At 67.9% G+C, this 23,331-nt stretch carries 18 protein-coding genes; 7 read left to right on the top strand and 11 right to left on the bottom strand.

The features are described from left to right. Positions 1-29: 29 nt before the first annotated feature. From MET2598_RS0108020 to MET2598_RS0108040, 5 genes are read right to left on the bottom strand one after another with little or no spacing between them, the layout of a single operon-like run. Positions 30-803 (bottom strand): amino acid ABC transporter ATP-binding protein, encoded by a 774-nt coding sequence (locus MET2598_RS0108020; protein WP_012332938.1) that lies wholly within the window; start codon positions 801-803, stop codon positions 30-32. Next, the gene (locus MET2598_RS0108025; RefSeq protein ID WP_012332937.1) at positions 803-1,471 is read right to left on the bottom strand and encodes an amino acid ABC transporter permease; all 669 of its coding nucleotides are present in this window, start codon (positions 1,469-1,471) and stop codon (positions 803-805) included. The genes MET2598_RS0108020 and MET2598_RS0108025 overlap by 1 nt, the downstream gene beginning before the upstream one ends. Before the next feature lie 9 nt (positions 1,472-1,480). Next, positions 1,481-2,164: an amino acid ABC transporter permease gene (locus tag MET2598_RS0108030; protein ID WP_012332936.1), complete on the bottom strand. Its 684-nt coding sequence runs from the start codon at positions 2,162-2,164 to the stop codon at positions 1,481-1,483. 18 nt (positions 2,165-2,182) lie between these two features. Next, a complete protein-coding gene (locus MET2598_RS0108035; RefSeq protein ID WP_018260468.1) occupies positions 2,183-3,085 on the bottom strand; it encodes an NAD(P)-dependent oxidoreductase in 903 nt (300 codons plus the stop codon). A 15-nt stretch (positions 3,086-3,100) separates the two neighbouring features. Then, the gene (locus MET2598_RS0108040; protein ID WP_012332934.1) at positions 3,101-3,847 is read right to left on the bottom strand and encodes a FadR/GntR family transcriptional regulator; all 747 of its coding nucleotides are present in this window, start codon (positions 3,845-3,847) and stop codon (positions 3,101-3,103) included. A gap of 569 nt (positions 3,848-4,416) precedes the next feature. Between MET2598_RS0108040 and MET2598_RS0108045 the strand changes: the two genes are divergently transcribed. Together MET2598_RS0108045 and MET2598_RS42670 are read left to right on the top strand one after the other, a co-directional pair. Further along, positions 4,417-5,061, top strand: coding sequence for a ParA family protein (locus MET2598_RS0108045; RefSeq protein ID WP_269083039.1), 645 nt, complete (start codon positions 4,417-4,419; stop codon positions 5,059-5,061). Between the two features lie 13 nt (positions 5,062-5,074). After that, positions 5,075-5,551 (top strand): hypothetical protein, encoded by a 477-nt coding sequence (locus tag MET2598_RS42670; RefSeq protein ID WP_236728681.1) that lies wholly within the window; start codon positions 5,075-5,077, stop codon positions 5,549-5,551. A 399-nt stretch (positions 5,552-5,950) separates the two neighbouring features. Here the strand turns inward: MET2598_RS42670 and MET2598_RS0108055 are convergent, their stop codons facing one another. From MET2598_RS0108055 to MET2598_RS0108070, 4 genes are all read right to left on the bottom strand, one after another. Beyond that, positions 5,951-7,738, bottom strand: coding sequence for a glycosyltransferase family 61 protein (locus MET2598_RS0108055; protein ID WP_012332931.1), 1,788 nt, complete (start codon positions 7,736-7,738; stop codon positions 5,951-5,953). A gap of 109 nt (positions 7,739-7,847) precedes the next feature. Further along, positions 7,848-8,477, bottom strand: a complete 630-nt coding sequence (locus tag MET2598_RS0108060) for a class I SAM-dependent methyltransferase (protein ID WP_012332930.1) — start codon at positions 8,475-8,477, stop codon at positions 7,848-7,850. Between the two features lie 536 nt (positions 8,478-9,013). Next, complete coding sequence (locus MET2598_RS0108065; RefSeq protein WP_018260471.1) at positions 9,014-10,117, bottom strand: GSCFA domain-containing protein; 1,104 nt, start codon at positions 10,115-10,117, stop codon at positions 9,014-9,016. Next, positions 10,114-10,959 (bottom strand): hypothetical protein, encoded by an 846-nt coding sequence (locus MET2598_RS0108070; RefSeq protein WP_236728682.1) that lies wholly within the window; start codon positions 10,957-10,959, stop codon positions 10,114-10,116. The genes MET2598_RS0108065 and MET2598_RS0108070 overlap by 4 nt, the downstream gene beginning before the upstream one ends. 728 nt (positions 10,960-11,687) lie before the next feature. Between MET2598_RS0108070 and MET2598_RS0108075 the strand changes: the two genes are divergently transcribed. Together MET2598_RS0108075 and MET2598_RS0108080 are read left to right on the top strand one after the other, a co-directional pair. Further along, positions 11,688-12,557 (top strand): WcbI family polysaccharide biosynthesis putative acetyltransferase, encoded by an 870-nt coding sequence (locus MET2598_RS0108075; protein WP_198293006.1) that lies wholly within the window; start codon positions 11,688-11,690, stop codon positions 12,555-12,557. A gap of 494 nt (positions 12,558-13,051) precedes the next feature. Further along, positions 13,052-14,395: a glycosyl hydrolase family 28-related protein gene (locus tag MET2598_RS0108080; protein ID WP_236728683.1), complete on the top strand. Its 1,344-nt coding sequence runs from the start codon at positions 13,052-13,054 to the stop codon at positions 14,393-14,395. A 213-nt stretch (positions 14,396-14,608) separates the two neighbouring features. Here the strand turns inward: MET2598_RS0108080 and MET2598_RS0108085 are convergent, their stop codons facing one another. Both MET2598_RS0108085 and MET2598_RS0108090 read right to left on the bottom strand, forming a co-directional pair. Next, positions 14,609-15,559 (bottom strand): DUF6492 family protein, encoded by a 951-nt coding sequence (locus MET2598_RS0108085; protein WP_150108667.1) that lies wholly within the window; start codon positions 15,557-15,559, stop codon positions 14,609-14,611. Between the two features lie 132 nt (positions 15,560-15,691). Beyond that, positions 15,692-16,321: a DUF1796 family putative cysteine peptidase gene (locus MET2598_RS0108090; protein ID WP_018260474.1), complete on the bottom strand. Its 630-nt coding sequence runs from the start codon at positions 16,319-16,321 to the stop codon at positions 15,692-15,694. A 327-nt stretch (positions 16,322-16,648) separates the two neighbouring features. Here MET2598_RS0108090 and MET2598_RS0108095 point away from each other — a divergent pair, with 327 nt between their 5' ends. The 3 genes from MET2598_RS0108095 (at position 16,649) to MET2598_RS0108105 (ending at position 23,331) form a co-directional block, all read left to right on the top strand. After that, complete coding sequence (locus MET2598_RS0108095) at positions 16,649-18,232, top strand: DUF6212 domain-containing protein (protein WP_018260475.1); 1,584 nt, start codon at positions 16,649-16,651, stop codon at positions 18,230-18,232. Beyond that, positions 18,229-20,862 carry a glycosyltransferase gene (locus MET2598_RS0108100; protein ID WP_018260476.1) on the top strand — a complete coding sequence of 878 codons (2,634 nt, stop codon included), beginning with the start codon at positions 18,229-18,231 and terminating at the stop codon, positions 20,860-20,862. The genes MET2598_RS0108095 and MET2598_RS0108100 overlap by 4 nt, the downstream gene beginning before the upstream one ends. 114 nt (positions 20,863-20,976) lie before the next feature. Next, on the top strand, positions 20,977-23,331 hold the full coding sequence (locus MET2598_RS0108105; protein WP_018260477.1) for a xanthine dehydrogenase family protein molybdopterin-binding subunit: 2,355 nt from the start codon (positions 20,977-20,979) through the stop codon (positions 23,329-23,331).

The raw sequence follows: 23,331 nt of genomic DNA on the forward strand, positions 1-23,331 counted from the left end.
CGTCTCCCTCCGTGGTTCTGAGTGTTGGCTCACAGACCGGAGCCCACGAACTGCATGAGCTCCGGGGTCGTCGGCGATGCGAGGATCGTGGCGGGACCCCGCTCGTGAACGCGCCCCCGATGCATGAACACGACCTCGTCGGCGATGCCGCGCGCGAACCCCATCTCGTGCGTGACCATGACCATGGTCATCCCGGATGCGGCGAGTCCTTCGATGACCTTGAGGACCTCGCCCGTGAGCTCCGGATCGAGAGCTGAGGTCACCTCATCGAACAGCATGACCTTCGGCTGCATGGCGAGCGAGCGGGCGATCGCGGCTCGCTGCTGCTGCCCACCGGACAGCTGCTCCGGATAGGCCTGCAGCTTGTCAGCGAGGCCGACCCGCGCGAGCACCTCGGCAGCGAGCGCGCGGGCCTCCGCGCGCGGTGTGCCCTTCACCGAAGTTGGTGCGAGGGTGATGTTCTCCTCGATGGTGAGGTGCGGGAACAGGTTGTAGCTCTGGAAGACGATGCCGACGTCCTGGCGCAGCGCCCGGAGATCGAGGCCGGGATCGTCGACGCGATGACCGCAGACGCGGATCTCGCCGCGATCGATGGTTTCGAAGCGGTCGATGCAGCGCAGCGCCGTCGACTTGCCCGAACCCGAGCGGCCGATGATCGCCGTCACCGTACCGCGCGGCACCTCGAACGAGACGCCGTCGAGCACCTTGAGGGTGCCGAAGCTCTTGTGGACGTCGCGCAGGGTGACGACGGGCGCCGGCGTCTGACCTGCTGGGGTATCGGGCATGGCGCGCGGCATCTCCATCAGGCCGGCATCAGGGTGGTGCGGCCGCGCGCGCCTCGCCTCTCGAGGCGCTGGCTGAGCCGCGACAGGGGAAAGCACATGGCGAAGTACACGGCCGCGATGATTGCGTAGATCAGAAAGGGTTCGAACAGGGAATTATTGATGATCTGGCCCGCGCGAGCCAATTCGACGAAGCCGACCACTGAGGCGAGCGAGGTGTTCTTCACAATCTGCACCATGAAGCCGACGGTTGGCGGGGTCGCGATGCGCACGGCCTGGGGCAGGATGACCTTCGTCATGCGCTGGGCGCGCGAGAGGGCGAGTCCCTCGGCCGCTTCCCATTGCGGGCGCGGCACGGACTGGATGGCACCGCGCCAGATCTCGCCGAGGTAGGCCCCGACGTAGATCGTCAGCGAGGCGCCGGCCGCGGTGAGCGGCGACACCCTCAGACCCAGCGGCGGCAGGCCGAAGAAGGTCAGGAACATGATGACGAGGAGCGGCGTGCCTTGGATGAGCTGGACGTAGGCGCCGCTGGCGAAGCGCACCGCGCGCAGAGCCGAGATGCGGCACAGGGCGATGACGAAGCCGAGCGCGCCGCCGCCGACGAGGGCGATGAGCGACAATCCGATCGTCCAGAGCGCACCCTGGCCGAGGAAGAGCAGGTGGTTCGCGTTGAGGGAGCCGGACATCTCAGCACCTCACAGCGGGGTACCGAGGCGTCGCCGCCGCGGGAACAGGACGAGACCCAGCCCCCAGAAGCCCGCACGCATGATGAAGGAGAGCGCGACGTAGATCAGCGCCACCACGATGTAGGTCTCGAAGGCCCGGTACGTGTCGGACTGGATGTAGTTCGCCACCGCCGTCAGCTCCTCGGCGGAGATCTGCGAGGTCACGGAGGAGGCGAGCATCAGGAGCACGAACTGGCTCGTGAGCGAGGGATAGACCCGCTCGATCGCGGGTAGCAGCACGACGTGCCGATAGATCTGCGCGCGCGACAGGGCGAGACCCTCCGCCGCCTCGATCTGGCCGCGGGGGATCGCGTCGAGCCCGGCGCGCACGATCTCGGTGGTGTAGGCACCGACGTTGATGGTGAGTGCGAGCGCGGCGACGGTTAGGGCCGAGAAGCGGAAGCCGAGACTCGCGAGGCCGAAGTAGACGAGGAAGATCTGGACGAGGAGCGGCGTGTTGCGGATCGCTTCGACGTAGACCTCGCAGAGGCGGCGCAATGCCGCGTGCCGGCTCCTGCGGCCGATCGCCGTGATCCCGCCGAGCGCGCCGCCGACTGCCGTCGCAATGCCGGAGAGTTCAAGGGTGAGCAGCGCACCGTCGAGGAAGCTCGGCCACCGTTCGAGGACGGCGCCGAAGTCGAGGTCGAGGGACACCGGCCGCGATCCCGTGCCTCAGCCTGCCGCCCGACCGGTCATGCGGTCGTAGACGCGGAACAGCGCCTGGTTGCCGTTCGCGCCCTCGCCGTGGGCGCGCGCCTCCACGTACTGGCTCGTCACGAGCGCGGTCGCCGGCAGGGGCACGTCGAGGGCACCGGCTTGCTCGAGGACGAGGCGCAGGTCTTTGAGCATGAGGTCGATGCGGAAGCCCGCGGAGGCATCGCCCGCGATCATCTGAGGCCCGAGCCGGTCGAGCATCCAGGAGGCCGCGGAGCCGCCGAGCAGCACGTGCCGCAGCTGTTCGAGATCGACGCCCGACGCGCGCGCGAGCGCCAGCGCCTCGCAGATCGCCTGGATGTTGATGCCGCAGATGAGCTGGTTGCACAGCTTGACCGCTTGGCCCGCACCGGCGTTCCCGACGTGGGTGATCGTGGTGCCCATGGCGCGGAAGAACCGCCCGGCCCTCGCGAAGGCTTCGGCCTCGCCGCCGACCATGATCGAGAGAGCCGCGTTCTTCGCGCCCACCGGGCCGCCGGAGACCGGCGCGTCGAGGAAGGCGATGCCGACCGCCGCGAGATCCGCCGCCATGCGCCGGACGGCGACGGGCGAGATCGTGCTCATATCGACGATCAGTCGACCGGCCGGGGGGGCCTTGAGAAGGCCCTGCTCCCCGTAGACCACCGCCTCGACGTGAGGCGTGTCGGGCAGCATGGTGATCGCGAGGTCCGCGCCCCGCGCCGCGTCGGCCGGGCTCGTCGCCGTGACGGCTCCGTCGCTCGCGAGCTCCGCCACGGCCTCGGCACGCACGTCGTAGGCCTGCACGGCGTGGCCGGCCTTGAGCAGGTTGCGGACCATCTCGCGCCCCATCGTGCCGAGCCCGATGAAGCCGACGCAGCCCGCCTTGTCGTTCTCCCTCACGTCCGCGTCCCCCCTTCAGCCGGCCCTCGCGGCGCTCACGTGCGCGGAGGCGGCCAGTGCTGCCTGCCGTCGCAAGCCGTCCCCGATCGCGAAGTGCTCGCGCAGAACCGCGTCCGCCCGCGCCGGGTCTCGGGCGGCGATGGCGTCGAAGATCCGGCGGTGGTCCTCAATGAGGTAGGACCGCATGGGTTCGACGACCTGCACGAGGCGGCGCCGGTCGACGTGCGAGCGCATCAGGACATGCGCCATGGAGTCGTGCAGCACGCCGAGGGTGCTGGAGCCTCCTGCGGCCACGATCGCGCGATGAAAGGCGTAGTCGGCCGCGCCGCCTGCCTCGGGGTCGTCGATGGTCTCGACGATTCGCTGCAGCGCCCGCTGCAGGCGCTCGAGGTCCGAGACGGTCGCGTTCTGACACGCGAGCCGGATCGATTGGCATTCGACGGCGATGCGCGCCTGCATGACGTCGTCCGCGAGCCCGTCCTGCTGGGCGAGCGCGAAGGCGAAGAAGTCGTTGAGGACGGTGACGTCTGGCTTGCGGACGATGGTCCCCATGCGCTCCCGGATTTCCACGATGCCGAGCGCGGTGAGTGCGCGCAGCGCCTCGCGGACGATCGGTCGACTGACGCCCAGCTGAGCGGCCAGTTCGCGCTCCGGGATCAAGCGATCGCCGGGGCGCAGGGCACCGGCCAGCAGCCGCTCGCGCAGGAACGCGAAGACGACTTCGAAGCCGGACCGACCCTCATTGGGGCGAGCAATTTCCATCCCGTCGCATCGTTATATGACGTTGGTCATACCAGTAGTTGACCAGTGACGGCCCGTCAAGCCGGCTGGCGGGCACAGGAGCAGCCCGCGATTGATCCGGGATCCGCTTGATCGAAGCGGATCACGCGCCTGCGTGGCGCCTGTGCGCGGCGCCTGAGCGAAGCCGACATCCGCATGGCCGAAATCGGAGATGGCGAAGCAATCCGTCGGATGTCGTATCGGCTGTGTTCCCGGGTCTTCACCGGCTCCGCTGCCGCGTGACGGGCCGCAATTCCCGCTGCCCTGCGCCCCTTCGGCGATCTGCATCCAAGTTTGCGGTAGGCCGCTCGACGGCACTCTACTGTCACGCCTGCAAGCCTACCATGTTAGTTTCCGACGTTAATCGTCCATTAACTATGCGCTCGCACAGTATGAAGCCGAGTTTAGCGCGAACGGCACATCGGCGCCTGCATTTAGCACCGACCCCATGATACGTTCCCATGGGTCAGAATAGACTGTACGTGAACTTAGCCTTCCAGCAATGCAGTTCTCATGAATGCTGAGAGCTCCTCGGGAGAGCGGCTGTGCATGTGATCCTAATCGCAGCTCAGAAGGGCGGGGCTGGCAAGAGCACGCTTGCCGTGCATCTGAGCGCCCTCGCCGAGCGTGACGGTAGAGTGCTCCTCGTCGATACCGATCCGCAGGGCTCCCTCTCCATGTGGCACGGGCGACGATCGGCCGGAACGCTACGCCTGACCCGCGCCAGTGCACAGGCCGTACCGGAGGTTCTCTGCACAGCTCGCCGCGAGGGCATTCGCTGGGCCGTGATCGACAGCCCACCTCATAATACCTCCCTGGTCTCTGCTCTCATGAGCCGGGCAACGCTGACGCTGATCCCGGTGCGACCCGGCCCGTTCGATCTCGACGCGGTCGGCGCGACGCTCGCGATGGCGCGCAGCCTCAAAGCACCGATGGCCTGCGTGATCAACGCGGCTCCACCACCCGGACGCGGAGAGCGGCAGACGAGCGCCGTGGCGGAGACGCGCGCCGTCCTGACCAACATGGGAGCGCCTGTTCTCCCGGGGCAGGTCTCCCAACGGGCGAGCCTGTCGCATGCCCTCATCTCCGGCCAGTCCGTCGACGAGTACGATCCGGACGGCCGCGCGGCGGCGGAGATCGCCGCGGTGTGGTCGACCGTGTCCGAGCTCGCCCGCTCCTTTCCCCGCCACGCTTGAGGCGTCATCCCCCATGGCAAAGCCAACGCGTCCCTCGTTGATGGGCCTTTCACCGGAGAAGGGCTCGAAGCCGCAGCCGATCGTGGGGGTCTCCGCGACGGAACTCCGGCAGGGCCCCGTGGTCGACCGGAGTTGTGAAAGTCTCGCAGCGGATCCTGACAAGTTCTCATCGGAGCGGGATGGCGCGCAGATTCATCTGAATCGTGCCGGCTGGTCGGAGTTGAGTCAGCTGGCGCAGGATCTCAATGTACCGTTTCGAGATCTGATGGGCGAGGCGCTCAATGACGTTCTCATCAAGCATCAGCGACCGCCGGTCGTGGAAGCTAAGCCGCCCGGCCACGAGCTGGCGTCCGATTTCACCGTGATGATCGGCGCTTCTCTGGTGCCTCTTGCATGGCCCCTGCTGGTCAGCGCTTGGTGCTGGCAACAGGCCATGACCCTGCCCCTCCTGGCCATGGGCGGAGGCAAGGGGTACCGGCAGCTCCGGTGAGGCGCGCCACAAAGGCCACGAGGCGATCCCCGACGTCGCGGGGGCGGGTCCATGGGCGAGCGACTCACGGCCGGCTGGCCCGGCCGTATTGCTGCCGGTTATGGTTGAGCAGAAGCGGGAAACCCTGCGGCGCCTCTCATCGTGACCTGCCACGATCGGACGGCGTCCCGGGCTCGACGTCGGCCCCTCGGAATCCGAGACCTTCTCGACGGCGGTCCGTTCAGCGAGGCAGGCGGCGCCGGCCTCATCGGGCTTCGCGGCCGCGCGCCGGACCGGGCTGTCCCAAACCAACCCGCTCGGGCCACTCAACCGCGGGGTCGCGAGCTCTCTGCCCCGACGCGGTCCCGCCGCGCCGATCGTGGCAGAGCCGCCGAATGCGCGACGCGCGCTCCAACCGCTTCAAGCAACTTCGGCTTCGAACCGGTCGAGCATCTCGACAAAATTCGGGATATCCAGCACGAACCAAGCATTCATTTCCGATCGATGACCTTCATCGTGTTTCTCCACCGCTGTGCCGTGAATGGAGAAATACCTCCCCCCGCGCTGACTGGTGAGATCCCAGAAGAAATCGTCCGGCATGAACTCCGAGGCGAGCGCAAGAAGGCCGACTCCGTCGCGTGCGAAGGCAACGTTCGTCAACGCGGCACCGAGGTTTCCCACGATATGCGTACAATTCGCGAAAATCTCGAGTTGCTCATAGAAAGTGTGATTCTCAGGATAAACGATCCTGTATCCACGCGACGTGAGGATCGCAGCGATCTCGTCCTCGTTGACGATGCGGCGCGAATTTCCCTTGTTTCGAGAGACGTACACCTTGGTCGGCTGGGCGCCGGACACCCCGATGCGCTCCATGTGCTTGACGGCGAGCGACCGCAAAAATCTCGCCGAGTAAGGGTGGAAAACAAATGGATGGCTGGAGATCGGCGTCACATAGATCAGTTTGTCGACCGACAGGGGGGCGCCAGACACCTGGAGGATGTTTTCGTTCGTCGCGCCACATAGGACGAGCGACTGCCGCATCACGCTCGCCATTGCGTCCGACCAAGCGGTGATGAGCAGCTTGCAGCTGTCCAGCGGCATGCGCTCCGCCAGCAGGCCGACCCTGGGCAGGGTTTCGACAAGCCAATGGCCGTAATTGGTATCCCAGCGCTGCTTGACGGCAACGATGTTCTCGCCGCTCAGATGCTCGACCTGATCGTGGTCCAGCATCGCGTAGCGGTCGCCGTGCAGCTTCTTGATGTAGGGAAGACGCGGAACGTCCCGCTCGTTCATCAAGCTCTCGACCACCAGGCGGCCGGCGCGATCGACGATGATGCCTTCGCCGAAGATGATGGCGTTGCTCACGGTGCCGATCTGGCCCGCCGGGGGATGCTCGACCTTTCCGACGCGCTCCAGCAGCCGCTCGGTCATCCAAGCCAGCCGGGTTTGGACAACCGGGTCCGTGCGCGTGTACGGCTTGCTCTCGAGCGCTTCCACGACGCCGTCGCCGATCTCCGCGAACGGTTTGGCGTGCAGGATCACCGGCGCGTTCTTCGGCTTGTCGGTGCGCCTCAGGGTGATGTTCGACCTCTCGAAGATCACGGCATCGAGCGCCTTCGTGACGATCTCGTCGTCGAACTGCCGGATCCTCGGCTCTCTGGCCGTCAAGCTGGTCCCGAGGTCTCGCGCGACGTCGATGATGCCCGTGATCCCCGCCTCGCTCAGGCGCGGCGTTTCCGCTGTCGAGGCGAACGCGCTCTCGAAGACGAAGGATCCGCCCGGCGCCAACGCGGGGAACAGGTATTCCAGTGCGATCAGCTGATCCTCGACCACGTGCCGGTCGTTCTCCAGAATGAGGTCGAACGGGCCGTACGCGTGAAGGCTGCAGAGGTAAGCCGGATCGCGGCAATCGCCGCGCGTCAGGAGGAGGCGCGGATGATCGGCGAGCTCGAGGTCCGGGATCTCGCGCTCCGGACCGACGCTGACGACGATCAATCCTGTTTCGATGAACTCCGCCAGCGCGCGCGCGCCGGTGATCTCCAACAACGATAGATCGAGAATCTTGATCGGGCGCGAAAGTTTCGGGCGCAATAATGCTTCGTAGCGCCGCAGATAGTCGTGAACGTTGGACGCCCGAAGAGTGCCGAGACGAAGTCCGATCTGATCGAGCGACTCGCGTCGAGACGCGGCAAGGTTCACATCTTCCATTACCGTCCGCTCTTGCTCTTCTGGACCCGAGGAGTTGCTTCGACCGTCCGGGAGCCGCAGCGGGCCCAGAAGCGCCGCCGCCTCGGCGGCGGCGCGTCACTCCGGGGCCTCAGAAGCTCTTCTTGTTGATGATTGCGGTGCGACGGGCGAACTCCACCGACTCAATCTCTTGGTAATGGCTATACAAAAAGTTGTCGAAGATCTCGGAAGGGCCGGCAACGTCGTGCGTGCAGATCAGATGGGACAGACGGCTCAGATACTCGAATCCGCTTACCTGCGAAAAACCCTGATAATCTTTTTTCATATGATCGGAGCTGGTGTGAATGTCCTCGACGATGTAGCGTCCGCCGGCCGGGACGAAAGGCAGCAGGATGTTCAATGTTTGAATTTGGTGATCCCAGCGATGCGAACCGTCGTCGATCACGATGCGAGGAGGTCCGAATTCGTTGATAACGCTGAACAAAAACTTCACACTTGACTGATCGCCGATGCGCATTTTGATCCGACCCGCTTCCGCCGCCTGGGTCGCCGGATTGATGTCGAGGCCAACGATCGTCGCGTTCGGGAAAAACTCCTCCCACATTCGAACCGAGGCGCCCTGATAGACCCCGATCTCGAACAGGGTGAAAGACTCCTCTCTTAAGTGAGCAAGTCTCTTTTCATAGAAATTCAGATAATCGTGAACATTGCTGGCCTTGTCTGTTCCATGCTTGAGACCGATTTCATTCAAGCTTAACATCAGCGAGTCTCCAACGGAACAGCACTTGTCAAGAGAGCGGGTGCGCAACTCATCTGCCGCGTCGCCGCCGCATTCGCCCCAGGCACACCAGTGCGGACCGGCTATATGACGACCTGAGGAGGTGTCAAGGGATCGGGGAATCCGTCATCGGACCGGCGACGGCTCGCCGAGGGATCGACGTTCGGAGCGCGGCCGCGGGACCGGCCCGCACGGCGTGCGCCCCGCCGCGCGCGGTTCGCGGCCGGCCGGCGGGATGCACTCGCGGCTACCCGGCTCGCGCGCCGCGATCCGGTCGGCGCACGAGGCCGCCACCCTGGACGGCCCCAGGACCCGGGCGGCACCGCTCCGAGAAACCGGCCGGAGCCGCGACGGCGCCCGCGGCCCGTCGCCCAGGGGCTGCGCCGAGGGGCTGCAGGGCCTGCATCGGGCGCAAGCGCGGGCCGCTCGACCGGGCTGACCCCCCTCGATCGTGGTCAGCGTTGTGCGCTCGTGCTCACGGGTCTCCGGCGCGGCCGGGCCGGCCGGTCAGGCCACCCTCATGCCCTTGCCCTGTCGTCGTTCGCCATTTCCTCGCAGATGAGCTCGAGCTGCCGGCGGGCCGCCTCCGTGTCGCCGGGCGCGGCGGCCGGGGATGCGGCGGACGGGCTCGGGAGCGGGCGGGAGAGGGCCGCTGCCGGCACGGGCGACCGGAAGCTGTGCATGCTGCCGAGGTAGTGCCTCCTGAACAGGTTCATCACCGTCGCCACGCCCTCCTCCGTCACCGTTCGCAGGTCTTGAGCGAAGAAGCGTCCGCGGGCCTGCGGCCCCATGATGATCTCGTATGACGGGAAGTAATCCACCTCGGCATGTGCGGCGGCCACCTCCTCCGCGGCCACGCGAAGAACCGATTTCGAGTAGGTGGTGGCGGTCAGCACGTGGCCGCCGTTCGCCGTCGCGACGAGTGGAACCGGGGAGACCGTGAGCAACACCTTGGCTCGCTTGTTCACGCTCCTGAGCGCGGCGATGAAGCCCGTGAGGTCGTCGACGACCTCGCGCATCGTGAAATTGTGAAAGCGGTACTTGGCTGGCTCGAACGTCCCGGCGATCGTTCCGGGGCAGGACGGGAACACGCTCCCGTCGAGCAGTGAGACCCAGGATTCCGTCAGCCCGAGCGTGAATATCAGGACGTCGAGTTCCTCGAACATGCGACGGACGGCGGCGAGGTGCTTGGCCACGTCGCGCTCGAGTTCGCGGCGGCTGGCGAAGCCTTCCGGGATGCCGGGACGGAATGGATCGGCGAAGCCGCGCTCCGTCGGCCAAGCGCTCTCAAGCGGCGCGAATTGCCCATGGGCGCGCAGGAAAAGCTGGTAGAGCTGCCGTGCCGTGTAGACGTTGCCGTAACGGGCCGTGTACTGGTGATAGTGAAAATCGGTTGCATAGGCACCGACCTCCGGGTGGCACTCCTCGGTCGTGTAGCGCGGAATGCCGACGTCCTGCAGATAGCGGGCGATATGCTGGGCAAAGCAGCTCCCGGCGGTGGCCACGCGAGAGAAGCGATCGATCGTGAAGCTCGGGGCGACGACCGGGTCGACGTTGTCGACCTCCACGACCGCGCGGTGCCAGAAACTGTGATCGGGGGCGGTCCGGTAGGGATGGGTCATTGGGCTGAGCCGTACACCGCGTCGAGTTGGGCAGCCATGCGTGAGCCGAACCATTCATTGGCGTGCATGACGTCGTTGGCGATCGCCTTCTCCGACATATAGCCCCGCTCGTTCAGCACCTCGGGCGGCAACGGCAGGAACTCGATGCCGTTGGCGAGGCAGGCGTCCGCGACGACGCGCGAGTGGATCCGCCACAGCTTGTAGCGCAAGATGGGACGCGAGACGCCCCAGGCCTGGATGCCGCCCGCCGCCCAGCCCGCATGCGCAATGATGTGATCGTTGTCCTCGATCGGCGGCGGTGACTCGAGATAAGTGATCGGCACCGAACACCGTGCACGGATCAGCTCCACACCGAGCACGATGTGCCTGATTTCGGCCCGCATCTTGCGCATGATCTCCGCATGCGGGATCATCAGCGCGCCCTCGATTTCCTCCAGATCCGGCTGTTCGGGCAGTGTGACATCGAAGTGCACGGGCCTGTTGCTGATGCACAGGGACAGGTAATCGCTGCCGGAAATCGTCAGTGCCAGCCGGTCCGCGTGGATCCCCTGTGCCATCCACGCGTCGAGATCGGCATTGAGCGTGTAGTCGGTCCATCCACCGTCGATGGGGTCGACGATCCGCGCGTCGGGCCTGAAGTCCGCGATCGGCTTGAAGATGTACTCGTTCTTCGTCGATTCGGGGCCAGCTCGGTCAACTGCATGCTTCATAGGAAACATGTGGCTGCCGCCGAGGATCAGAATGGAGTAGCGCGACATCCGGTCATCCAACAATTGCAGTGGCGAGATGCCACCCGGCTCGCCGAACGGCCGGTTAGCTTCGTTGCTTGCAAAGAAGCTCAATCAAAAGCGCTCGAACCATTGGCCCGAGTCTCGGGACGGCCCCGGATCGGGCAGCTTCATACGTCCAACACTCCGCTTTGGCAACCTCAGCCGGGGCCTGCGGTCGCGCGCGGCGGAGGTGCGGGTGCCGGCACTCGCCTGGAAGTTGGTGCGCGCCGGCCCCGTCGCGCGGTTGCGCGGGTCGGGAGCGGCATTCGGCAAGGGGCGGGAGCGTTCGGACACGGCGCCCGCCCCGGGCGACGCGTCGGGTCGAGGCCGGCGCGAGAGCAGGGAGGGGCCGTGCCTCGGCCCGGCGGGCTGATCCGGCCGCGTCGTCCGACCCGGCCGAGCCCCCGTCCTCGATCCGCGAACGCCGTCGTCGGACCGAGTTGCGCGCTCCGCCTCCCGCGGGGACGATGCGTTGCGACATCCGTTTGCGTGTGCCATTCGTGTCATCGGCCGAGGAGCCGCCAGACCTGCGTTGGAAGGTGCCGGAAGCTGAGCTATGGATCCGTCCTCATCGCCGTCCGCACGGACGAGGTGAGATTGGACAGAATGCACCCTCAGCGGTTCGTCGTCGGCCACGGAACCGCGGGTCGAGGGGAGCCGCCGTGGGCGCCCCGGGCCGGGCCGACGGGCACGAGAGCCTGCGCACCTCGCCGTCTGACCGCACGACAGTGGGCGAATTGCCGCTTTCGTCGTAACTGCTATCGGAATCATTAATACGAAGGTGGACGCGGGGGTGAGTTATGGCGGCGCGAATTGGTTTTCTTGGAAATTGCCAGGCGCAAACATTGGACGCCCTGTCGCGACATTTGGGGGCGGATGTTGAATTTGTGGAATTTTCACCGGTTTGGCTATATACGGAACAGGATGAAGACCGTGTTTTAACGCAGGCCAATCGTTGCGACATACTTTTCTGCCAGAGAATTGCCGAAGATTACGGCGTCGCGTTCTTGCGGACCAGCAGATTGAAAGCGGTGATGCGCGAGCGCTGTTTTTCTTGGCCTAACGTCTATTTTGAAGGTTATTTTCCAACGATTGGCTATATATACACGTCGCGCGGCAAGATCACGGGTCCGCTCAGCGATTATCATCTGCCGATTATTCGCGAGGGCTGGCAGAACGGGCGACCGGTGCAGGCCATCGTGGCCGATATCACCAGTCCCGATGGCCCGCTCTTCGCGGATGACCCGGCCGGGGCCTCGCTGGCCGAGCTTGAGAGCCGGGAGGAGGGCCTGGACATCAAAATGAGCGACTTCATCGCGGAGCGTTTTCGCGAGCAGAAGTTGTTCTTTACGCCAAATCACCCTCGTGACGAGGTCCTGTTCGAGCTTCTAAGGCGAATGATGCGGGCCGCCGGCCTGAATAATCCAAGCTCCGATCGGCTAGGTACGTTTCCGTACACACTCGACAGCATTCAAATTCCCGTCATGTCCGGCTTTTTTCAGAGATATGGCGGCTCGATTCAGGAAAGTGACACGATCCGCGGCCGCGAGATCTCGCTCGAACCTGAAACGATCGGGGAGACCGCGACACCACGGAACTACGATTGGCAAGGGCTCATCGAGACTTACTTTCGCGTCTATGATGCCTATGCGCGCTTGGGCGCGCTGTAGGGGGCTGTCGGACTGGATGTCCTGAGGGGATTTGACGGGGCCTCGGCCTCTCGACCCGGCGGGGGGCGCGTCGTGTCGGGCTCGCTCCGCGAGCCGGTTCGGCACCCGCGCGCAGGAGCCCGGTCCCGCGGCCGCTCGTATCGCCATCGGGGCCGCACGCCGACCTGGCCGCGCCGGGGGCGATGCGGCGAGCGGGGGAGCCGTCGGCGCGAGCCGGTCGCCGACGGGTGCGACACAGTCGTGGCGGACGGTCGGCGCGCGCGGATGCCGTCAGCGCCGCGCCCGCGCGGCGCGGAAGCGCTCGGGACTCGGCGCGCCTCCGTCACGGAACTTTCCTGCTGACCTGGAGCGCGCTCCACCCTTCCATCGCTGAACCGGCGGAATCCTCACACATGCTGAGAATAGCAACCCTCGCATCCCTCCTGCTCTCGTGCTCCCAGGTTCTCGCTGAACAGCAGGGACTCCCGCCCCTCCTGTCGAGTGGGCCGGATGACGTGTCGGAGAAATCCGTCCAGCCCGCCGGAGCGCTCGCGCGGCGACAGCTGAGGGATCGATTCGCCGACGAGATCAATGCCAAGGACTACGGCGCGAAGTGCGACTACGATGCCGGCAACCGGTCGGGCACGGACGATACCGCGGCCCTGCAGGCGGCGATCGACGCCGCGCAGACGTCGGCGGCCCAGGGAGCGGGCAAGCGCCTGCTGCTCCCGACGGGCAACTGCTTGACGGCTCCGCTCACGATATCGGGCCAGATCGACGTCCGAGGCGCGGGATCGCATTCCACGACCCTCTACCTGAAGGCGAAATCCGGCAAAGCGCTCCTCACATTCGACGCCAAGGGCGTCGATTTCTCCAACAAGTACGGATTCCCGCAGGGCAACGTGAGCCTGTCTCATTTTCGACTGACCAGCCAAGATGGCCATAGCGGGCCTGCTTCGGCCCACGGCCTTGAGCTGGTCCGAAGTCAGGCCGGTGTTTTCACGCCCTGGCTTCGACTTGACGACATGGTGTTCTACAACCTGCCAGGTTCGGGCATCGCTTCCGGACCGTTCCAGGGCTTTCTCGAAGCCAGTCGTTCGACGTTTTCGAACAATGGAGGATGGGGAACCGATACAAATTCGACGGTTGATTGGCGCTTTCTCGATTGCGATTGGGCTACGAATGCGGCCGGGAACATGCGGTCCTCGGGCGACGGGCAGATGTTCCTCCTCAATCCGAATATCTACGCCTCGACCGGGGGCTACGGCATCGTCGCCTACTCGACCGATCTCAAAGTCGTTGGTGGGAGCATCGACTACAATGCCAAAGGAGGCATGCAGTTCACCGCCGACAGCACGTCGCTCGGGCGACGCGTGCTCCTGAGTGGTGGCACCGCCTTCGGCGGCAACTCCCGCTCCGCTCGCGGCCTCCACGCGGACATCGAAGTCAGCGGTCGCGGCACGGCTTTGACGCTTCAGAATGTCAGGTTCGCCTCGAAGCCGCACAAACTCGATGCGCAGAGCCAGATTTCCTACAACCTGAAGTTCATGGATCCCGGTCCGCTCTTCGTCGAGATCCGAGACACCCTGTTCGCCGCCGGCAGCGTCCGTGGCGAGAACGTGGTCTCCGACCTTCGGCGCGTCTCGGTCGTGGGGCAGCAGGATGGCTCGCTCCTGGCGGTCGGCGGCGTCATCTCCGACGGGCCCGTCCGGCAGCGGCCCCTCGTGTCGGACAGGTCCCCGACGCCCAGCGACATCCAGGACGGCTATTGCGCGATGGTGAAACGCTCGGACGACGGATCGCTGAGAATGTGGTGCAACGATCAGGGGCGGCTCGTCTCCTCGGCGCCGTTGCAATGATGCCGGCCTGCGGCCGTCCGCGCCGCGCTGCCGCGGCGGGCGGGCCGACCGCGTCCGCCCTGCCCGCGACGCGCAGCGCGACATCCGACATCCGATTGATGGCTTCGCCATCTTCCATATCGGCCATGCGGATGTCGGCTTCGCTCAGGCGCCGCGCTCAGGCGCCGCGCAGGCTTGTGATCCGGGATCCGCTTTGATCGAGCGGATCCCGGATCAGAGGCCGATCGCTGCTCGGATCTCATCCAGGGTCCGCTGCGGATCCGGCCCGAGGCGGGCCTTGTGGATGCCGCACATCTTCCAGTCCGGATTGTTCCTCGCCGTGTCGACGAGGACGTGAATCTCTTCGGGAGCGACGGGGGTGTCGCCCCAACTCGTGAGCGAGAAGCTCCGGGATCGGCCCGCGCGCTGCCGCTGGCTGTACAAGTAGGCTGAGTACAAGAGAAATTCGGAGTAGCCGCCGCTCGCGCCGAAATTCCTCTCAAAGAACGGTCCGAAGGAGGTCCGCTCCCGCCTCTCGATCTCGGCGATCATGCCGCGCACGAGGTCCGCTTCGAAAACGAACGGTGTCGCCATGGCCGGCAGATGAATATCGGTGTGCGGATCCGGGACAGACCAGTAGGCGAGGTACATGCTTTTCATGTATCGTCTGAAGTCGTTTTCCTCGTAGGATTCGAGGAATGTCGCCGGATAAGAGCCGACGAACAAATCCGACAGGCTGAAATTTTTGACAAGGAAGTTTTTCGTGTCGATCGCCACATAAAAATCAGTCTGCACTCTAAACGCTGTTTCAAGCTTCTGAATCTGTTGCAGGCAATATCCATTGCCCGTCTTAAGTGTAAAGTGCTCTCTGAAAAGCATGCAAGTCCGTATCCCGACCTTTTCGAGCAATGGATATATTTTGCTATAAATAAAATCGCTGGTGGTTCGCGGATCCTCGTCGTTGATGCAGTATATGATCCTGTCCACCGAGGCCGGATCGATGAATTTTGCGATCGATTCTGCCTGCAGGAGGGCCAGGGCGAGCTCTGCTTCGTACAGCACGACGACGATGTCGCATCTCATGAGATCGGTCCTCGGGATGTCTGTTGCGGCGGAGACGATGCCGTTCGCGCGGTGAACAGATGGCCTGTTGCGGGCGATCGCGGAAGCGCCGAAGGCGCGCAACCGCGACCGCGGTCCGGAGGCACCGTGTGACGAAGGCCTCGTCCAGGCCAGTCCGGCCGCCGCGGCCCACCGGGGCCGAGGTTCCCGGGAGCGCGGCCCGCCCGGGGTCGATCCCTTCCGAGTCGCGGTGGATCAGTAGCCCGCGTAGGCGACGGCGCCGTCGAACGGGTGGGCGCGGAAGGCGCGGTCATAGGACGACACGTGGCCGTCGCTGGCATCGTGCCAGGGCGCAAGGCGCTGCAGATAATGGTTCGCCAGGCAGGGTTCGCCCCACGGCTCCTCCCGCATCCCCTCGTCCTGCAGCAGCACCAGGACGAAGTTGTCCGCCTCATGCCTGGCGCGAAGCGCGTCGCGCAGCCGGACCGCCCGGGAGCGGCACGCCGCCTGGTCCGTCACGTAGAAGTAGGCGGTCCGCCACGGAGCGCGGTACGCCTCGCGAAATTTCGCGACCAGGTGCAGCGTGCGTTCCCGCCAGCGCGTCAACGTCGCCGCGAAATCGGGATCGTCGCGCGGCTCCGGGGTCGCGAATGGCGAGTGGAACAAGTAATCATAGCCCTTGTCCCGCACCATGCGGCCGTCGGCGTGCCGTTCGAGGTTGCACTCCTGCAAGATCCCCTCAAAATCATCGTCGATGAGCCGGATTGCGGCTTCGAAATTCGTGACGTTCCAGGAGAAGAAACTTGAACTGTCGGTGCCGAAGATCCTCCGGAACTGGAAGGCTACCTCACAATTCTGACCAAGAGAGACGTATCTTCTGTACATTACGCCCTCTCAGGCTGGTGAACGCGCGGGAGCCCGCATCCGTCCGGCGGGGGTGGGCGCGAGGCCGCCTCCCCGCGCGTGCCGCCGAACGCGCCGAACGACCCGGCCCCACATTACTCTAGGGAATGATGGGGTCAAACCCGCGCGCGCGCCACGTCGCGGCCCGGTCGCCGGGAAGGCGCGGCCGCCGCCGCGGGATCGTGCGCCGAAGCCGTCATCGGGAGCCGACGCCTTGGCGGAGGCTTCGGCACGGGCTAGATGACCCAAGGTAAGGTGGCCGCGGCCCCATCACCCCCCATCGGATCCCAGCCGGTCGGACTTCCCCAGATGCCGAGCGATAGACAAGCGGGCCTCGTCGTCCCGGACCCGGGCGATGCCGCCCCGGCCGCGACTTGGCCGCCCCGCCACGCCTTCGTGGTTCTCGACCGCCTGCGCCAGCACCTGCCGGCGGCCGCCGCGGCCGCCCATTGCGTGGCCTTGTCGGAGAAGCAGATCGATGCCCTGAGGGGCTTCGAGATCTCCGACGCCGCGGGGCGGCCGGACGACGCGCTCCTCGCCCGACCGATCCTCGGCGCGATCCTGGACCGCGACTTCATCGAGAGGTTTCCGAAGGCCGTGGCCCGGCTGAGGCAGATCGCCCCGCAGGTCCCCGGCGCGGACGCGGTGTTCGACCTCTCCGCCGCGGGACCGGACGGGGTGGCGGCGTGGCAGCTCGACCGCGCGCTGGGGCTGTCGGAGCGCTTCCTCGCCGATCTCGGCGCCGGGCAGCTGGAGATCGGGCGGCTCCAGCAGATCGTCACGGAGCATGTCGAGGCGCTCCACGCGGCGCAGCGCATCGTCGATCAGGCCGTGCCGCCGCAGCCCCGCCTCGGCCTGTTCCTGCCCCCGGGAGACGCCGTCCTGTGCCCGGCCGAGCTGCCGCAGGTCACCGGGCTCAGCCAGAATTCCAAGCGCGAGTTCCGCGCCGTGCACGCTTTCGAACTCCACCTCGCCGCGGCGGACCGCCAGACGCGCGCGAGCGTGGCGATCCGCCTGCGCGCCGCGCATTCGCGGGACCTGCTGGGGACCTGGACCGTTGCGGCCGCCACCCTCGATCCCGGCTGGAACCGCTTCGACTGCCCCGTGACGGCGCGCCCCCTGGACGAGCCGGTCGAGGTCGAGCTCCTCTGGGAGCGCGGCACCGCGCCCCGCCTCGCCCTCAGCCTGGGCGAGGAGACGGCGGATCCGCGCCTGCGGGCCGTGACCTCGGACGGCGCGGTGGGGCAGCGCCCCCTGGCGCTGCGCATCTACGCGGGCGTGCCGGGCCTGCGGCTGCCCTCCCGTGGCTGGGGCCGGCCGGCGGACGGGGAGGCAGCGCCGGAGGCGCCGAGCCACGTGCGGATCGACGAACTGCTCGAGCGCGCGGCCTTTGGCGGCGGGCTGCCGGAGCCGCGGCCCGAACTGCTGCGATACATGGGCGTCGGGTCGGGCCTGTTCCTGCACCCGGCCGACGAGGCGCCGCACGTCGCCGTCATCCGCCACGTGCGGATCGAAGGCGTGCGGGCCGTGCTGGCGGATGTCGCGCTCGCCCACGACGAGGCCGACCCGACGGAGTTCGGCCTGTTCGCGGCCCCCTCCGGGCTTCCGGTAGGCCCGAGGCCGGCCCCCCGCGGCGCCGCTCCGCGGCGCTGGCTGCGGCACGGCAGCCCGCGCCCGGGCGACGTGCTGGCCGCGCGCGAGGGATTCGACGGGCGCGCGGCCTGGCTGCGGCTCCGGGCGCGCGAGACCGGGCAGGTCCTGTTCGAGGCGCCCGGCCCGCTCGGCGACTGCTTCGACATCTACCTGGGGACGCGCCGGGCCGGCGCCGGGACGCGGCACGCCCTGGCGCACTTCCTCCACCTCGCGGTGGTCCGCGGGACGCGCCGGGCATGAGCGCCGATCCCGTGCCCCGCGCCCCGGCGGATGCGCCGTCCTCCCCGGCGCGCCCGCGCCTGGCGGTGATCGTCCCGGTCTTCAAGCACAGCGGGCTGGTGCGCGAGGCGGTCGCCTCGCTCACGCGCCAGTCGCGGTTCGCGGACGTGGACGTGGTCCTGGTCGACGACGGGTGCCCCGACCCGCAGACCTTCACGACGCTGACCGCCTTCTGCGCGCGCTGGCCCAACATCCACTGCGTGAGGCAGGCCAATGGCGGCCTCAGCGCGGCCCGCAACCGCGGCATCGCCTTCGCGCTCCGCCGGCTCCCGGCGGCGGAGGGCGTCTACTTCCTCGATGCCGACAACCTCCTCGCCCCCTACGGCATCGCGGCGATGCAGGAGGCGCTGCTCCTTCATCCCGAGGCGGATTGGTTCTACCCGGACATCCGGATGTTCGGTGTGCGGGCCTTCCACGATTACAGCGGCGACTTCAACGCCTACGCGGCCTCGGTCGTCAACCTGTGCGAGGCCGGCAGCCTGATCCGGCGCCGCATGATCGAGGCGGGTCTGCGCTTCGACGAGGGGATGCGGCTCGGCTACGAGGATTGGGATTTCTGGCTCTCGGCCGTGGGGCGCGGCTTCCGCGGCCGCCACCTGCCGAATCTCGGCCTGTCCTACCGGAAGCGGGCGGAGAGCATGCTCGCCGACTCGACCCGCTCGGACACGCAGATCCGGGAATACCTGCGCCGCAAGCACGAGGCGCTGTTCCAGGTGAACGCCTTCGTCGCGCGGGAGCACGACGCGCTGCCGCGCTTCGCCGTGCGCCTGTCCGACGAGGCGAGCGTGGAGATGGCGAGCGACCTGCAGCGCGGCGGCCCGCGCATGGACCAGCAGGCCTTCGAGACGCGGATCTGGCAGGCGATCCGCGAGCCGGCCTTCGTCTGGGCGGGCCAGTACCTCCTGTCGACGACCGGCCGGACGCTTGCCCTGCTGCGCGGGGCGGGCCTGACGCGCTGGCTCTGCCTGGAGATCGAGCGGGCCCTCGCCGGCCACAACTTCGTGTCGCTGACCCTCGCGGCCTCGGACGACGACGCCATCCGGGTCCGGCGCGGGCACGGCTTCTCGCCGCACTGCCACCTCCTCGCCGTCTCGCAGAAGCTCCTGCAGGCGATCGCCCTCGACGAGAAGGACGCCTGGATCACGGAACTGCCGATCCACGGCGCCAATTACCGCGTCGCCGCCCTGGAGATCCGCCTCCCGCCGCGGGCGATGGCGGCGGAGACCCTGAAGGACGTGGCGGTGACGGACTTCGTCCAGTTCTGCCTGCACCTGCGCTGCCACGCCCTGCGCGGCCGTCCGAGCAACCTGGTCGAGGAGGTCTTCCTCGGCTCCCGCCCGCTCGACGCCATGGCGCCGCGCGCCCGCGCCCAGTTCGACGGCGCCCTGCTCCCGCCGGTGGCCGAGGCGCGCGAGGGCCGCGTCGCCTGCGTGCTGCCGCATTGCGATTTCGGCGGCGTCGAGAAGGTCACGTTCTGCCTCGCCCGCGAGTTGCGCCGCCAGGGGCTGCGCACCAGCCTGATCCTGCTCGGGAGCGACGTCGCCTACCGGGCGCACCGCGCGCTCGAGGCCTTCGACGACATCTACCTCGTCGACGCCGGGGGCCGCATCGCCGCCTGGGCGGGCGATTCCTTCCTGGGCACGCAGCTGCCCAGGATCCTGGACGAGGCCTGGGCCCGCGACTTCGCGAATGTCCTGACCACGTTCGAACTCGTGGTGAGCTGCCACTCGGCCGAGATCATGGGATTGTTCAGCGGGCTGCGGCGCCGGGGCGTCACCACGGCGACCTACCTGCACCTGTTCGACAAGTCGCGCATCGGCGCCGCCTGCGGCCATCCGATGCTCGCCCTCGCCTACGAGCACGCGATCGACCTCGTCCTGACCTGCTCGGAGGGGATGGCCTGCGAGATGGCGAGCCTCGGCATCCCGCGCGACAAGATCCTGGCCCTGCCGAACGCGCCCTCGCTGGAGCCCGATCCGCACCGCGCCGTCGCGCCGCGCGCCCCGGCCGGTCGCCCCCTGCGCCTGCTCTACCTGGGCCGCCTCGATACCCAGAAGGGTCTCGACCGGCTGGCCGAGATCATCGACGCGCTCGACCCGGACCCGCGCTTCGAGATCCGGGTGGTCGGGAAGGCGGTGTTGACCGACGCCCACCTGACCCTCAGCCGGCACGCGCACCTCGAACCGCCGGTCTACGACGATGCCGGCCTCTCCGAGATCTACCGCTGGGCCGATATCCTGCTGCTGCCGTCCCGCTACGAGGGGCTCCCGCTCACCGTGCTGGAGGCCATGGTCCACGGCGTGGTGCCGATCGTGGCCGCCTGCGGGGCGGTGGCCGAGGCGGTCGAGTCGGGCGTCAGCGGCGTCGTCGTCCCGCAGGAGCGCTGCGTTCCGGGCTTCCTCGACCACCTGCGGGCCCTGGCGGCCGCGCCGGAGCGGTTGGAGGCGATGAGCCGCGCGGCGATGGCGAGGGCCGCCGGCCGGCCCTGGAGCGTGCTCGCGGAGCGCCTGCGCGCGCGGCTCGGCGCCGTCTGGGCGGCCCGCGCCCGAGAGAGGGCGGAGCGGGCCGCGCAGGAGCGGGAACCGGGCTGATTGGCGCCCGCGGCGGCCGAGCCGTGCCCCCACGGCGGGGCCGCCCCGCTCCCGGCGACCTTGCAGGATCGCGCCGAATCGCTAGCTGGGAAGCGACCCTCCGGAGAGTTCGGCATGAATGCCCGTCCCGACGCGCGCGACTTTGCGGCCCCCCAGCAGTTCGGCATCGGTCAGCCGGTGCCGCGGGCCGAGGATCCCGTGCTGGTGCAGGGGCAGGGGCGTTACACGGACGACCTCGCCCTTGAGGGGCAGGCCCGCGCGGTCTTCGTGCGCAGCCCGGTGGCGCATGGGCGGCTGAACGGGATCGACGCCGAGGCCGCCCGCGCGATGCCGGGCGTGCTCGGCGTGTTCACGGCGGCGGATCTCGACGGCTACGGCCGCATCGGCAACAGCATGGCCTTCACCAACCAGGACGGCTCGCCGATGCGCAAGCCGCCCCAGCCCTCGCTCGCCACCGACCGGGTGCGCTACGCGGGCGAGCCGGTGGCTCTCGTGGTCGCCGAGACCCTGGCGGAGGCCCGCGACGCCGCCGAGGCCGTGATCCTCGACATCGAGGACCTGCCGGTGGTGACCACCGCCGAGGAGGCGGCCGCGCCCGACGCGCCGCTCATCCACGACGAGGCGCCCGGCAACCTCGCCCTCGACTTCGCCCTCGGCGACCGCGCCGCCACCGACGCCGCCTTCGCGGCCGCGGCGCACGTCACCTGCCTCGACCTCGTCAACAACCGCCTCGTCATCAACCCGATGGAGCCGCGCGCGGCGATCGGCGTCTACGAGCCGGGGGACGGGCGCTACACCCTGCATGTGGGCTCCCAGGGCGTCTTCGGCCTGCGCAACAGCCTCGCGGACGGGGTGCTCAAGACGGGGCGCGACAAGGTCCGGGTGGTCACCGGCCATGTCGGCGGCTCCTTCGGCATGAAGGCGCCGGTCTATCCCGAGTACCTGCCGCTCCTCCACGCCGCCAAGGTGCTGGGGCGGCCCGTCAAGTGGACGGACCTGCGCTCCGAGAGCTTCCTCTCCGACCATCACGGCCGCGACGTCGCGGTGACGGCGGAGCTCGCCCTCGACGCGGAGGGCCGCTTCCTGGCCTTCCGGGTGCGCGGCCGGGCCAATATGGGGGCCTACCTCAACCCGCTCTCGCCGCTGTTCCAGACCGTGAACATCGCCCGCAACATGGTCGGCGTCTACCGCACGCCGGTCTTCGACGTGGCGGTCGCCTGCCTCTACACCAACACCACGCCGATCGGGGCCTATCGGGGCGCGGGCCGCCCGGAGGGCAACTACTTCATCGAGCGCCTGATCGAGAACGCCGCCGCCGAGACCGGCCGCGACCGGGTGGCCCTGCGCCGCCTCAACCAGATCCGCCCGGAGGACATGCCCTACGCGGCCCCCTCGGGCATGACCTACGACAGCGGCGACTTCCCGGCCGTGCTCGACCGGGCCCTCGCCGCCGCGGATTGGGACGGTTTCCCGGCCCGCCGCGCCGAGAGCGAGGCGCGCGGCCTGCTGCGCGGCATCGGCATCGGCGACTACCTGGAGATCACCGCGCCGCCGATGAACGAGATGGGCGGCCTGCGCTTCGAGGCGGACGGCACCGTGACGATCATCACCGGCACCCTCGATTACGGCCAGGGCCACGCCACGCCCTTCGCGCAGGTGCTGCACGACCGCCTCGGCATCCCCCTCGACAAGGTCCGCCTGCTCCAGGGCGACAGCGACCAGCTCATCGCGGGCGGCGGCACCGGCGGGTCGAAGTCGCTGATGGCGAGCGGCGCCGCCATCGTGGAGGCGAGCGCCCTCGTGATCGAGAAGGGCAGGGCGGCCGCCGCTGCCGTGCTGGAGGCCGGCCCGGCCGACATCGTCTTCGAGGACGGCCGCTTCGTCGTCGCGGGCACCGATCGCGGCATCGGGCTCCTCGACCTCGCCGCCAAGCTGCGCGAGGGCCTGCCCGACCCGCAGGCGCCGCGCAGCCTCGACGTCGCCCACGTGCACGAGGCCTCCCCCTCGGCCTTCCCGAACGGCTGCCACGTCGCCGAGGTCGAGGTCGATCCCGAGACGGGCGTCGCCGCGGTGGTGCGCTACACCACGGTCAACGATTTCGGCACGGTGGTGAACCCGCTCCTCGTCGAGGGCCAGATCCACGGCGGCGTGATCCAGGGCATCGGCCAGGCGCTGATGGAGCGCACGGCCTACGACGAGCAGGGCCAGCTCGTGACCGGCTCGTTCATGGATTACTGCCTGCCGCGCGCCGCCGACGCGCCCCCGATGAGCTTCGAGAGCCACCCGGTTCCGGCCAAGACCAACCCGCTCGGCGTCAAGGGCTGCGGCGAGGCCGGCTGCGCCGGCGCGCTGCCCTCGGTGATGAACGCCCTCGTCGACGCCCTGCGGGCCCGGGGCGTCGCCCACATCAACATGCCGGCCACGCCCCGGGCGATCTGGGCGGCCCTGCGGGAGGCCGAGGGCGCATGA

Origin of the sequence: Methylobacterium sp. WSM2598 (assembly GCF_000379105.1) — a bacterium.
Classification (GTDB): Bacteria; Pseudomonadota; Alphaproteobacteria; order Rhizobiales; family Beijerinckiaceae; genus Methylobacterium.

Excerpts from the sequence above, each read along its gene's own strand:
- MET2598_RS0108020 (WP_012332938.1), bottom strand. The coding sequence starts at position 803 with ATGGAGATGCCGCGCGCCATGCCCGATACCCCAGCAGGTCAGACGCCG.
- MET2598_RS0108025 (WP_012332937.1), bottom strand. The coding sequence starts at position 1,471 with ATGTCCGGCTCCCTCAACGCGAACCACCTGCTCTTCCTCGGCCAGGGT.
- MET2598_RS0108040 (WP_012332934.1), bottom strand. The coding sequence starts at position 3,847 with ATGGAAATTGCTCGCCCCAATGAGGGTCGGTCCGGCTTCGAAGTCGTC.
- MET2598_RS42670 (WP_236728681.1), top strand. The coding sequence starts at position 5,075 with ATGGCAAAGCCAACGCGTCCCTCGTTGATGGGCCTTTCACCGGAGAAG.
- MET2598_RS0108055 (WP_012332931.1), bottom strand. The coding sequence starts at position 7,738 with ATGGAAGATGTGAACCTTGCCGCGTCTCGACGCGAGTCGCTCGATCAG.
- MET2598_RS0108060 (WP_012332930.1), bottom strand. The coding sequence starts at position 8,477 with ATGTTAAGCTTGAATGAAATCGGTCTCAAGCATGGAACAGACAAGGCC.
- MET2598_RS0108065 (WP_018260471.1), bottom strand. The coding sequence starts at position 10,117 with ATGACCCATCCCTACCGGACCGCCCCCGATCACAGTTTCTGGCACCGC.
- MET2598_RS0108075 (WP_198293006.1), top strand. The coding sequence starts at position 11,688 with ATGGCGGCGCGAATTGGTTTTCTTGGAAATTGCCAGGCGCAAACATTG.
- MET2598_RS0108090 (WP_018260474.1), bottom strand. The coding sequence starts at position 16,321 with ATGTACAGAAGATACGTCTCTCTTGGTCAGAATTGTGAGGTAGCCTTC.
- MET2598_RS0108095 (WP_018260475.1), top strand. The coding sequence starts at position 16,649 with ATGCCGAGCGATAGACAAGCGGGCCTCGTCGTCCCGGACCCGGGCGAT.
- MET2598_RS0108100 (WP_018260476.1), top strand. The coding sequence starts at position 18,229 with ATGAGCGCCGATCCCGTGCCCCGCGCCCCGGCGGATGCGCCGTCCTCC.
- MET2598_RS0108105 (WP_018260477.1), top strand. The coding sequence starts at position 20,977 with ATGAATGCCCGTCCCGACGCGCGCGACTTTGCGGCCCCCCAGCAGTTC.